Annotated in this window: 11 protein-coding genes; 5 read left to right on the forward strand and 6 right to left on the reverse strand. The window is 40.5% G+C overall.

Annotation, left to right across the window (positions count from 1 at the left end; all coding sequences use genetic code 11):
* The first annotated feature begins 47 nt into the window (after positions 1 to 47).
* Entirely contained in the window at positions 48 to 380 is a 333-nt protein-coding gene (locus B9T19_RS06455) for a hypothetical protein (protein WP_094567794.1), read from the forward strand.
* 123 nt (positions 381 to 503) lie between these two features.
* On the opposite strand, the gene B9T19_RS06460 is transcribed toward B9T19_RS06455, so the two are convergent.
* The gene (locus B9T19_RS06460; RefSeq protein WP_094567795.1) at positions 504 to 1,184 is read right to left on the reverse strand and encodes a PadR family transcriptional regulator; all 681 of its coding nucleotides are present in this window, start codon (positions 1,182 to 1,184) and stop codon (positions 504 to 506) included.
* Positions 1,185 to 1,378: 194 nt separating this feature from the next.
* Between B9T19_RS06460 and B9T19_RS06465 the strand changes: the two genes are divergently transcribed.
* Complete coding sequence (locus tag B9T19_RS06465; RefSeq protein ID WP_304441089.1) at positions 1,379 to 1,798, forward strand: RidA family protein; 420 nt, start codon at positions 1,379 to 1,381, stop codon at positions 1,796 to 1,798.
* Between the two features lie 749 nt (positions 1,799 to 2,547).
* On the opposite strand, the gene B9T19_RS06475 is transcribed toward B9T19_RS06465, so the two are convergent.
* The 3 genes from B9T19_RS06475 to B9T19_RS06485 all read right to left on the reverse strand — a co-directional run bounded on the left by B9T19_RS06475 (position 2,548) and on the right by B9T19_RS06485 (position 6,983).
* Positions 2,548 to 3,744, reverse strand: a complete 1,197-nt coding sequence (locus B9T19_RS06475) for an SGNH/GDSL hydrolase family protein (protein WP_094567797.1) — start codon at positions 3,742 to 3,744, stop codon at positions 2,548 to 2,550.
* Positions 3,745 to 3,974: 230 nt separating this feature from the next.
* On the reverse strand, positions 3,975 to 5,465 hold the full coding sequence (locus tag B9T19_RS06480; RefSeq protein WP_094567798.1) for an SGNH family hydrolase: 1,491 nt from the start codon (positions 5,463 to 5,465) through the stop codon (positions 3,975 to 3,977).
* Between the two features lie 9 nt (positions 5,466 to 5,474).
* Complete coding sequence (locus B9T19_RS06485) at positions 5,475 to 6,983, reverse strand: MBOAT family protein (RefSeq protein ID WP_094567799.1); 1,509 nt, start codon at positions 6,981 to 6,983, stop codon at positions 5,475 to 5,477.
* A gap of 653 nt (positions 6,984 to 7,636) precedes the next feature.
* Here B9T19_RS06485 and B9T19_RS06490 point away from each other — a divergent pair.
* Positions 7,637 to 8,359 carry a hypothetical protein gene (locus tag B9T19_RS06490; RefSeq protein ID WP_094567800.1) on the forward strand — a complete coding sequence of 241 codons (723 nt, stop codon included), beginning with the start codon at positions 7,637 to 7,639 and terminating at the stop codon, positions 8,357 to 8,359.
* Positions 8,360 to 8,397: 38 nt separating this feature from the next.
* On the opposite strand, the gene B9T19_RS06495 is transcribed toward B9T19_RS06490, so the two are convergent.
* The gene (locus B9T19_RS06495; protein ID WP_094567801.1) at positions 8,398 to 9,051 is read right to left on the reverse strand and encodes a HEPN domain-containing protein; all 654 of its coding nucleotides are present in this window, start codon (positions 9,049 to 9,051) and stop codon (positions 8,398 to 8,400) included.
* Between the two features lie 292 nt (positions 9,052 to 9,343).
* Entirely contained in the window at positions 9,344 to 10,258 is a 915-nt protein-coding gene (locus B9T19_RS06500; protein WP_094567802.1) for a phospholipase D family protein, read from the reverse strand.
* Between the two features lie 358 nt (positions 10,259 to 10,616).
* Between B9T19_RS06500 and B9T19_RS06505 the strand changes: the two genes are divergently transcribed.
* Positions 10,617 to 11,042, forward strand: a complete 426-nt coding sequence (locus B9T19_RS06505; RefSeq protein ID WP_094567803.1) for a hypothetical protein — start codon at positions 10,617 to 10,619, stop codon at positions 11,040 to 11,042.
* Positions 11,035 to 12,636 carry a DEAD/DEAH box helicase gene (locus B9T19_RS06510; RefSeq protein WP_094567804.1) on the forward strand — a complete coding sequence of 534 codons (1,602 nt, stop codon included), beginning with the start codon at positions 11,035 to 11,037 and terminating at the stop codon, positions 12,634 to 12,636. Before B9T19_RS06505 ends, B9T19_RS06510 begins: the two co-directional genes overlap by 8 nt.
* Positions 12,637 to 12,647: the final 11 nt, after the last annotated feature.

The following is a 12,647-nucleotide window of genomic DNA, read 5'->3' on the forward strand; positions in this document are numbered from 1 at the left end:
AATTTTTAGATGATTTTTTTAGGCAATTTAATTTATAAGGAACTCCTATGCATCACTATATTGATTCCGCCGATCTCGACATGCTGAAAGAGGGGAAAGCAACGCTCTCGATTCAGACAGAATATGACTATGAGGGAAAGGTCTACAAAAGCCCTGAAACAGTAGTATCTATCGACCAGAAGATGGATCTTGCATTGATCAATCGAACCATTAATGATATCGCTCATGTTATTGCCACAGAATCGATCGCGATGATTGATGCCTTAAAGATGGTCTCTACAGAACATCGGCTCACGCTCTTTCTGAAGGATGATGCCGGCGATTTATTGAAAGCCCCTACGATACATCCCCTACTGCTTTTAGCTTCATTTGGGAGATAATGGGAAAGATAATGGGAAAGATAATTGAGGGGATTGAGAAAGATCGAGAAGATAAAAAGGAAGCCTTAGAGCTTCCTTCTCTTTTTTAAAATATTTTTCGGTACTTAAGAAACTTAAAATAACTTAAAGTAGTGCTTTAATTTTAGCGATCGCCTCTTCTAAAATCGAATTGATCTCGGCCTCATGCTCGGCATTTTGATTCTCTTTTAAAAGTAGGCGGAGTTCTTTGAGTTTTGCTCGATGGGGGGATTCTGCGCTTCTTTGTTCTACCGCATATGCTTGCTCCATCGCATTGATCAGCTCTCCTTGTGCTTTGAGCCAAGAGAAGAGCACTTCTGCCTCATCAAGCTTTTCACTAATCTCCTCTTTACCCTTTTTCGTAAGGGAGAACTCTTTTTTAGAGCCATCCATCGTTACCTCAGCTAGCTCACTCTCTTCTAGATATGCTAAAAGAGGATAGATCATGCCGGGGCTCGGTTTGTAGAAGCCCTTTGAGCGTTCTTCTAGCTCTTTAATAATCTGATAACCGTGAAGTGATTGCTCTGACAGAAGCATTAAGACCAGTAGCTGTAGCTCTTCACTACTGATGCGTCTTCCGCCACCAAAGCGACCATGACCGCGCCCCCTTTCTCTTCTTCGTCCGCCACCGCGACCGCCCATTTCAAAGCGATCATCTCTACGGCAATGTTCTGAAAAATGATGGCGCCCCCTTCTGCCGGCACCTCTTCCGCGCTGATGGCCTCTTGCAGAGCGATCTCCACAAGCTAATAGATCATATTGCATTCTTGATAATTCTCTCATCATAGACTCCTTCTTGCTGATGATTTTATATCGTAAGATATAGTTGATATATGTATCTTAAGATATATCTTGAGATATGTAAACCATTTACTCTATTTATTCAGTGACCCACTCTCTCAATCTATTTCTTTCTCTTCAGTCACCCTTCGTTATAATCTCTTTTTACAATCTCATAACCATTATTGAGGAGTCTTATAATGCTTAAATTGATCAATCCCCCCACCGTTTTTAATAGCTTACAGTATGGTTTTAGTCAGGCTGTTTTAACGAAAGGTTGCCGGCAACTCTTTCTTTCTGGGCAAGTTGCTACCGATAAAGATCAAGTAACGATCGCAACAACAATGGGAGAGCAGACACGTGTCTGTTTAGAAAATATCGAAAAAGTATTAATCTCAGCAGATACCACCAAGCACTCAATTGCGATATTACGTCTCTATATCAAGGAGAGTGCCAATACGCCGGAGGCACAAGAAGAGATCTCAATGGCATTGAAAGCTTTCTTCGGTGAACAGATGCCGGCATCTTCTTGGATTGTGGTCACAGGATTAGCACTTCCTGAATGGTTGATTGAGATTGAAGCGCAAGCTGTGATCAATGATGAGGCGGATGTTGAATAGTTCTTCAGAAGAAGATCCTTAAGACGATTCATGGAGCGACCGGAACCAACTATTTCCCTCTTTTCACCTCTGCATGCCCGCCCATTGCATGTCTCTATTTGGCATCTTTGATGCCGAGACAATATCATTAAAGTAACGATTATTGACGATAGAAGATCGCCTATTGCCGGCGTACAGTTTTTGGAAGCATGCAATAGTGAGGACCGGCACCTCATCGGCCTCTTTTCTTTTGATGATTGATTCTTCAGAAGAAGATCCTTAAGAAAATTCATGGAGCGGCGGGAGCCGACTATTTCACTCTTTTCACCGGTGCATGCCCGCCTTTTGGCATCTTTGATGCCGAGGAGAATATCATTAAAGTAACGATTATTGACGATAGAAGATCGCCTATTGCCGGCGTACAGTTTTTGGAAGCATCCGATAGTGAGGACCGGCAACTCATCGGCCTCTTTTGTTTTGATGATTGATTCTTCAGAAGAAGATCCTTAAGAAAATTCATGGAGCGGCGAGAGCCGACTATTTCCCTCTTTTTACCGATGCATGCTCGCGGTTTGGCATCTTTGATGCCTACTGCCGGCGTGCAGTTTTTGGAAGAATGCGATAGAGAGGACCGGCAACTCATCGGCCTATTTTGTTTTGCTCTTTTGTTTTGATATAAAACAACAATATAAAATAACGATAAAAAAACCTCTCTATCCGTGAGGAGTAGAGAGGCTTCTATCATATTGACTTTCGAACTTTAACTTCGATTAATGACGTACATTTAAGAGTTGCATAAGGTCTTTATAGAGCATCTTCGCACTGAGACGATAGCCCGCGCCGGTAAGATGAACTTTATCCTTGCCGGCAAGGGATTCTGCTTCCCATTGATCGATACTGCACTTACCGCCCATCGCCATCTGCCAATCCCAATAGAGCGTATGTTCTGAGCGCGCCACAGACTTCTGCACCGCTTTAACGATCTTATAAGATGGAGGCTGACGATCGACACATTTACCGGAAGCATCACGTAATAGCGCATCGCCCGGTCCGACCATTAAGATCACGGCATTTGGAAGACGCTGACGTATTTTACGAATACTCGCCACTAAATTTTGACGATAGAGATTCTTATCGAGTCGATCATTAAAGGCTTCATTTGTACCATACTCTAAAATCACAAGATCACTCTCTGTTGCCGCAAGCTCTGCTGTCCATTCAGGGGACCAACGATTCCAGATTGAAAGCTGCGCACCATTGGTCGCGATGGAAGAGACAATCGCGCCGGGACGATTCGCTCGCTGTAGCCAAAATCCGCCCACTTCGATCCCCTTCTCGCCGGCAACTAACTTAAAGGGTAATACACCCTTCATCTTTACGATCTGCCAGCTATTACTTTTCAGCGGTAAGGTGATATTAGTCCGTCCAAAAGTGCTATAGAGAGAGAGCGATTCCGGTACCTCTTCACGCACAACCATACGAATATTCCACGACTCATGTGGGCTCATACTATTGCGCGGTAAGAGATCAATATAACCGCCGGCCTTAGTGGAGCGCGCTACATAGCCACCCATCGGATAAGCGGGATGATCGTCGGTTCGGCTATTGATCAGCTGCCAATTTTGTGAGCGCCAAGTCACCTCTGCATGACGTTGACCTCTTACATCCATCGGTGTTACCCAACCGATACCGGCATTTCCAAAGCGTGCTTGTAATTGTGTCCGAAGCTCACCGGTGAAGAAATCTGCAGCCGAGTGGGAATCCCCAAATTGTGTGACCGATAATACTTCATGACCGCCGGCAGCAAGACGCGAAACTTTCTGCTGTAATAGAGAGAGATTCGCCTCACCGTAATTGGTAATCCCGGGGCCAATCTCTCGGCGATAATCACCAATGCCGGCACTACTACACCCAGCAATAATGATCATCATTAGGGCACCGAGTGCCCAGTTTTGTAATTGTTTCATTCTTATTTTAAACCTTTCTTAAACATCTTTTAAACATCCCTTCAACATCTTTTGTCGATCTTCTGAATATCTTTTAAATATCTTTTAAATATCTTTTCAATATCTTTTCAATAGACTTCAAACGCTGTTTAAAGGTCTGCTATCAATATCTCGTAGCGCTGTTCACTCACCGATTTTAAACCTTTTAACATTTAGCGTACTAAATTCTTCACTTCTATCGGTGAAATAGATTACTCGGTAGGCTCAATAGGTGATCCATCCGCCCATTCCCATAGGAGCACTTCCGGTGTTGTCCCCTCGCTCTTAAGAGGCTTCTCAACACTTTTCTCCCTCTTTTTCTCTGCTCGTTTCTCTACCGACTTGTCTACCGATTTGTCTATCGATCGCTCCGATCGGCGCGGTGAATATTCTCTTTCAAGTTCAATTTCCGGCGCACTCTGTAGCTGTAATGGTGGTGCAATATGCTGACTTTCAAGCTTTTTATCCCCTTGCGCGGGCTTTACGGTCGATTTTTCTGCTTTTGGTGCGGCAGAAGTTGTGGCATTTCGCCCATTTTTCTCCGCTTCTCCCTGCGCTCTACTCTCTTTCACCATCTTCGCTTCTTTCACTTCTTTCAGTTCTGAAGATGCGGATTCAGTGACTGACTCATTCACTAATTCTTGATTCTCTTCCGCTTCATCTAACGCCTCTTGAGGATTAATGGAGAGAAGATCGATCACACGATTCCCCACCATTCGTTGTCCGGCAACGGTAAAGTGGATTCCATCATTGGCTCGCACCCGTTGCTGCCCTTTATCGGTCACCACATGTGCGGCATAGCCGGCATCACTACAGCCTAAAATCTCACTCGTAGGGAGATAGTAACCATTAAAGCGCTCCACTTCTGCTTGATAGAGGCGATTGAGATAGATCATATCATTATGCAATTTATCTTTACGCATACAGGGCGCACCAAGCCAGATCACCGGAATATCATGCGCCTTCGCAGATAAGAGAATCTGACGAATTCGCGAACGATAAGCGCGTTCCCACTCTGCTGATTTAAAGCGAAGATACTGCTTGCGCCCCGGCACCGGGAAATCCCAAGGATCATTCGCCCCAAGATAGACCACCATCACGCGGATATCTTGGTCTTTCGCTAAGGTCTCCTCAACCACTTTAGGCCAGTTGTAGAAGTTAGGATAGGAGAGACCGGTACTCTGCTTACTCAGATCAACGCCATCAATCCCCTCTTTCTGATAGAGCGCTTGCTTAATACGTGGCGCTACCCCCTGCATCATCGAATCGCCCACAAAGAAGAGCTTATCGCCGGCACGAACCTCTCGATCTCCCGGCAGTTGCGGAAATTGAGGACCAACAAACCCCATCACCAGCACCTCTTCAGCCTCAGAAATCTCTACTTCCGGCGCCGCTTTCGACATCTCTTTTGACACCTCTTCCGGCACCGCTTTCACTATCTCCTGCTTGGCTAAATCTTGCTGACCGGCAGATTGCCCTGCTAACAGATCGTAATCGCTCTCCTCTCGCGCATCTGCTTCCTCATCCACTTCTGCGATAGAATCGACAAATTCGGGCTTCTTGCCGGTGATCCAGCGTTCAATCTCCATTAGAGGAGAATCTTGATGATAGCTCTGCATCCAGTAGGTATTGACCGACTCTCTAAAGAGAAAGAGCATCCCGGCAACGGTAATTATTAAGATATAAGCGACTTTAGCTCTCATATTCACTCCTTAGAAACTGGCATAGATAAATTGCGGAATGCCTGATGGCGCTAAATAAATCGCTCCCCATAAGATGAGAATATAGAGGATCGGCAATAAAAACCAAGGGATTCGGCGACTTAGACGCACAAATTGTGCCGGCACTTTCACCAAAATAGGATAGAGAAAGAGCGTCACCGCTAAGATCGCTAAGAGAACGCCAAGCGAATGGTATGGAAAAGCTTCCAACGTAAAGTTGGCAAAGAGAGATTGCAGATAGCTAAGCGAATCCTCAAAGGTGACACTCCGGAAGAAGATCCACCCTAAGCAGACATAATTGAAGGTTAAGAAGCGATTAAAATAGGTGCCATACGTCACACGACCATTCTCGCGAAAATGTGCCCGAATCTCGGTACGACTCAATCCCGCCGCCGCTAAGCGCTTCTGCCGATAACGATCTTTAAGATTTAAGAAGACCACGCCGACACCATGGATTAAACCCCAGATAAGGAAATTGAAGGTCTCTCCATGCCATAGACCAGAGAGCACCATCGCAATTAAGACATTGATCTGCGTGCGCGTCACCCCTTTACGACTACCGCCGAGGGGAATGTAGATATAATCTTGAATCCAGCGCGAAAGGGAGATATGCCAACGATCCCAAAAGTGTTTTAAATTAGTTGCCAGATATGGCGCTCTAAAGTTTCTCGGCAGTTGAAAGCCTAAGAGAATCGCAATCCCGGTCACTAAGTTGGTATAACCGGAGAAGTTGAGATAGAGCTCTGCAGCATAAGCATAAACACCAAGGAGAAGATCGACCGTATGCATCGATTGTGGCGTATCAAAAGCAGGTTTTACCCACGCTTGCGAGAAGTAACTACTCAACCAATAGACCTTAATAATCGCCAATAAGATTAGCGCAAAGGCACGGTGATACCCCACAATCTCACGCGCGGTTGTTCGTTGAATTTGAGGAAGAAAATGATTCGCACGATTGATTGGTCCTGCAATCACACTCGGAAAGAAGGCAAGAAAGAGTGCAAAATCGAAGAAGCTGATCGGCGCCATACCTCGCCATGATTGTGGCTCGAGTGGTTTTTGACGCTGATCGACGGCGCGCTCATAGAGCGATACAAGATAACTGATTGAATGAAAGGTATAAAAAGAGATCCCGATCGGGAAGATAATCTCCGCCACCGGTAGTGAGAGATCGATCCCCCATTCCGAAAGTCGATAGACAAATTGTGGCGCAAAAAAGTTAAAGTATTTAAAGAGCGCTAAGTTCCCAACACCCACGACAATAGCGCTGATCAGCCAAAACTTTGGGGATCGCCCATAAATAATACCGGTTGAGAGCAGATAGATAACGGTGGTATAGCCCCCTAAAATCAGGGCGAAATCGACACTAAATAACCCGATAATCCAATAACTTGCCACCAAAAGCAGGCCATTTTGGATCGCCACGCTCCGTCTAAATAGCCAATAGAGAAGAAAGAAGAGAATAAAGACAACGGCAAACTCTATAGACAGATAACTCACAATCCAACCTTACATATCGATTTTAATTTTTATAGCGCTTGAGGAATGCTCTACCGCTGATTCTTTCTTATTTTAACACGCTTAAGCTCTACTCAATGCGCTCAATCAAAGCGTTTTATTCTACGTGTTTATCAAGGAGATTCAAGCTTCCGCATTGATTTTAATATCGATCTTTTTTCTCCCCCGCTTCTCCAAAGAGACGATAGTAACGCGCAATGATTATCACAATCCTTGCCAAGGGGATTACAAAGCAGATAGATCGAAATTTTCTGCAAAGAAATACTCCTCTCCCCCTCTGCCAATATCGCCGAATTGGTGCTATATTGTGCTGGTTGTAACGATTAAAACGATAAGCATCAATATAACCATGCCGATACTCACATCACAGTCGCTCCCTCTTCCGCTTGAGAATCGTTCAGCGAAGGGATAAAGCAGACTAAGAGATCGCAATCAAGGTTATATCGCCCCAATCTCCTTCAATATTCGCCGGTTGCCACTTTAAAGCATCGCTCCTCTATTGCGTCTGCTTGAAAGTGCCGTTGTTGAGGATGAAAGTTGAAATAGTGAGATTGAGATCGAGTTGTATTGTACAAAAATCATGCTCATTGCGAGTACGTTTAGATATTATTCGATTCCGTAAAGGAAATTTCACCATGGTAAAAAATAGATTGAGAGAGAAACTTCTACCGCTTATCAGCGCGTTGCTCCTGATGCCTAGCTTCACTTTTGCCCAAAAGATCACCGTCGAGGAGATCTTCACCCCCGACTTTATCGGTGCGGATACCGCTTATCTAGAATATTTTACCGGCCCTGCTCGCGTCACACGGGATAATGGTAAAGAGTATCTTCTTGCCGGTTGCCGCATCAATACCTACACCGCTAATGGTTCGATCCGCGCGTTAGAACTCACCCTTTCGCCCAAGTGTAGCTTCGATCTTAATAACTTTATCGCCCACAATGAAGAAAACCCGGCACCATGGCCGGCTAATCGTCTAAAGTTTGGGGAATTACCGGCACCCACCACCTACTTTGCAGATTGCTTCGGCATCGCCTGTGGTAATGCCTTCGATCCGGTGATCTACGAGCATTATAGTGGTTCGCGCGTGGAGAATTTTATCGAAGTCTTAGCAAGCTCCACCCAAGCCTCTTATGGCTGGACCTCTCAATGGGCGGCGGCAATGGCAGAAAAAGAGGGGGAAGATTGGATGATGTATGGCCAATACAATTGTGATCCTTACAAACATCGCAAAATCGCCGAGCGCTATCTCACGCCCGATCCGATCGATAAAGTGATGATCGGCTACGATCTGATTCTCTTAAAAGATCTCCAACAAGATTGTAGCGAAACCAGCTTTGATCTAGGAGAAACGCGCTAACCTGCCGGCAACCCGCCACAGAGCCGATCACAAATAGATTAAGCTTCGGTAATATAGGGGTAGTAAGGTCTGCCCCACTCCTTCTCACAAGGATCATCTAAAATCACCTGCAGAAAGAGCTCGGTATAAACAGTGAGAAGATTACAAGCATTCTTCAACGCCGGACGATTCGCCCGACTGTTATAAGTCGCCCCGCCGTGAAAAACCTGATTCCGCAATGTATAGATTCGATTAAAGAGCATCACTAAAAGATTAGCCGAATCTTGCTGCTCTAAAGATCGCTTCACCTGCTCTCGCTCCTTCTCTAAATCCTCTTTCAATGCCGCTTCACTAAAGAGCCCATTGTGATAATCCCAAAAGGATTGGAAGACATAGCGATTATTAAGAAAGACCCGAATATCCTCCGGATACTTCTCCCACGTTAAACGATAGAGCTCATCCCCCGCGCGCAGATTAATCAGATGCAGAAATTGACGAAATGCCGACTTATCGCTCTCCACAAAGGTGAGATCTTTCGCATAGATCGCATTAAAGGCGATCCAGAGCGAGATAAAACGCACATCAAGATCCTCCTCCGACGCTTTCGCTTTCTTCAACCAACTCAAACAACGATAAGCCCGAAGATTCACCGCCGTAGGGATCTCATCCTTAATAAGATTAAATCGTGATTCAAGATGGGTAAGATTGGACATCTTTAGCTCCTTTAATTATCAGAATGATTATTCCGCCCTCGATCAGATTATCAAACACCCCGAAGATCGATCCGCAAAGCGACTAAATGCTCTCTGATAATGATAAATCAAAGAGCATTTATAGTTTCTATTATTTTTAAAGCAATTAACTCATCAATAATATTCAATTTTTATAAATATTCCTATTTATTTAGTGGAAATAATGACTCAGGAGATGATTTATTGGGGATGGATAGGTAAGAGGTTATTCTGATAACTTTAGAAAAAGTGAGACTAGATCTCCCAGAGCAAATTACAACTCTAATTTAAGACTTTCAGTATACCTATATCGTTCATAATTAAGAGGAAGACACTTCTTGTCTCTATAGTAAGAAAAAATATTTTTTGTAGTCTCTTTTGCACAAGGCTCATCTAAAGATAATTTTTCCATCAATAAGTTCTTAAGCTCGCCAAACCTTATCAACTGCTTTCCTTCTCCACGAGCTAACACTTCTTTGACTAAAAAATGATGAAGTGTAGAAGTTATAAATAATGAGCGATCGAATGTACCATCCTCTTTTAATCCAAACAAAAGGCTATCATGAAAATATTTTTCTTTATCTTGAGTCAAAATGGGAATAGACAGATCACATTTTGGTAAAACAGAATAATTTAAATGACTTATATAATCCTCTATATCCCAAAAAGACCAATCTATAGAGTCAAGATTCTCTGGTTTTATCTTAGTTAATTGAAAGTTCGCAAGAGATTCCTCAATCTCTTTTATAATCCTATCAGTAACTGCTACCGAGTAATGTAAGACCTTATTTAGCTCAACAATATAGTTATCAATACAATCTGCTTTATATAAAACTTCGATATTACTTGATGCTGATATAGATAAACCATTATTTGTTAGATTCGCACTGCCTATATAAATCTCCTTATCATCAAAAATATAAGCTTTTATATGAAGATTACGAACTAAATAACATTTAACGCCTAATTTATATAGCTCTTTGATCGTCTTTATACATACTATGTTATTAAAGAAATCTTGTTTGTTCCCTCTAAAATATAAAGATATATCTTTAATTTCGATCTCTTCTTTATTAAAGACTGTAAATACTCCTGAAGTTAAATAAGCTGTAATAAGTTTAATGCTTGAAGCGCTCTTGAAAGAGCGCTTCAAATGTATAGGAATTTCTCTATCAAAAATTAATCCCACTCAATATCTCCCCGTAAAATCCAGAAGTAACGCATTATAAATCTGCTAAAAGAAGCCTTTTAATTAGCAATTACTCCTACACCTTTCTCAACTTATCAATAAATAAGTTTTCCAATAAAGTATTTGAAACAAGTTCAAAAAACATACAGCCACTCCACTAACAATATCTCAAATTTAATAGTTTTTTCTATTTTTTACATAAAATTAAATTTTAATTTCAATGCCACCTACAAATTAAAAAAATATAATATTGAATAAACTTGATTAAAACCTTTAAACAATACTGATCATTTGGTTTACGGCTAAATATCAATTATCATAAATGCTTTAAACATCTTAAATTATCACAACAGCACATATGGATAGAGAAATTTTTTACATTAATTATATACTTCAAAGTAGCAATGAGAGACTCACCACTGGCGATATCTCAAAAAAAATTTTTGAGATTTTTGAACATAAAGTATCAAAAAAAATTGTTCAAAATTATCTCTGGAGTTTTTTTAGAAATGAAATAAATTATAATCCTAATGATTACTCTTACGAGCTAGCAAATAAATCAGAAAAATCGAAAATTCTAAATGATATTTCTATAAAAAGCATTCCTGAACTACCAAGAGCTATAAATGTCGAAGTCCGAGGGACAAATATCATTATCGAATATAACTCTACCCTCACCCTTGAAACAGTTCTCAAATCATTAGCTGATATCTATATTCATGGATTTAACAATAGACATGATCTAATAAAAAATTTAAACAGGGTAATCAACTCATATGAATAAAGATATCGTAAAACTATTAGACTGCTTACCTCAAGGTAAAAAACACTCTTATTTTGATAGAACCTACATTACAGGCTTAACAAATTTTTTTGATGCTCATGATGAAGTAAATGATATAAATTTAGATTATATTCTTGCATATAGCTTTAATGAACTATTAGATAAGGAAGTTTTTCTTAATGATATAAAACTTTTTTATAATCAGCATATACTCAACATAATGAATTGCGATGAGAATGAAATTCTTGAGCTATCATCAGAACAAATGCAAAAAAGAATAAAATCTGCATTCAATATTATAGAACCCCATGATCAAGAAGCTGAAACTAAACGTTCAAAAAATGTAAGTATTTCCACCAATTGTGAATATAAACTTCACCCATTCCAAGAAAGAATGAGAAAAAGGGTTGTCAATTTAATTTTTAATAATCAAAAAAGATTTCTAATTCATATGCCAACTGGATCTGGTAAAACCAGAACAGCTACAGAAATTATTTTAGACTTTATTAGGCTTTCTGCGGCAAAAGCTCTTCTCAACGAAAACTATAAAATTTTATGGATAGCACAATCTAATGAGTTATGTGAGCAAGCTTATGAAACGTTTAAGTATATTTATGATAAAAAAGGTACTGAAGACATACAGATTCAACACTTTTATGGAAATAATAACTTAACTGATGATATAGAGAATCACCCGGCCATTATCTTTTGTGGAATTCAAAAACTATTAAAAAACTACTCTAAAGATAGCGTGTGGCAAAGAATTAGGAATAATAATTACTTAGTCATTGTTGATGAAGCTCACCGATCTGTTGCTTCACAATGGAAAAAAGCTTTAGATTTTTTTGTAGATAATTCTTCTACCTATCTATTAGGCCTCACGGCCACTCCTGGATCAGGAAGTATAGATGATCAAACATCTGGCTATACACTAGCTAATTACTTTGATAACAATAAATTAACTATAACAGATGAGCTATATAAAGATATCGAAAAACCGATTCATTATCTAATATCGCAAGGATTTTTGGCTAAAATAAAAAGAAAAGAAATTGAGTCTGAATATATAAATTCTAACCTCTCAATTAAATCAGTATCACAAGGATCTTTTGACTTTTCTAAAGAAACACTAAAAGAATTATCTATTAATCCTAGAAGGAATAAATTCATTTTAGATATAATAACTGATAATTTAAAAAAAGATGGAAATAATAAAATACTCGTCTTTAGCTGTGGCATTGAACACAATAAAATCTTGCAATCGTTATTAAGTTTTTATGGCATAAAAAGCGATTATATCGATGCAAAAACAAAAAATAGAGATTTAATTATTGATGAGTTTAAACACGGTGATTTAAGCGTATTATTAAATTTTGGTGTATTGACGACAGGCTTTGATGCACCTAAAACAAACATTTGCATAATAGCTCGCCCAATTAACTCAATAGTAATGTATTCTCAGATGGTTGGAAGAATTCTGAGAGGCCCTAAAAATGGCGGAAATACTGAAAATATCTTATATACAATAAAAGATAACTTCAATCATGGCGATTATGATGCAATGTTTAATTCTTTTAATGATTTTTATAATTAGGTAACAAGCTA

Source organism: Ignatzschineria sp. F8392, from assembly GCF_002252045.1.
Lineage (GTDB): Bacteria > Pseudomonadota > Gammaproteobacteria > Cardiobacteriales > Wohlfahrtiimonadaceae > Ignatzschineria.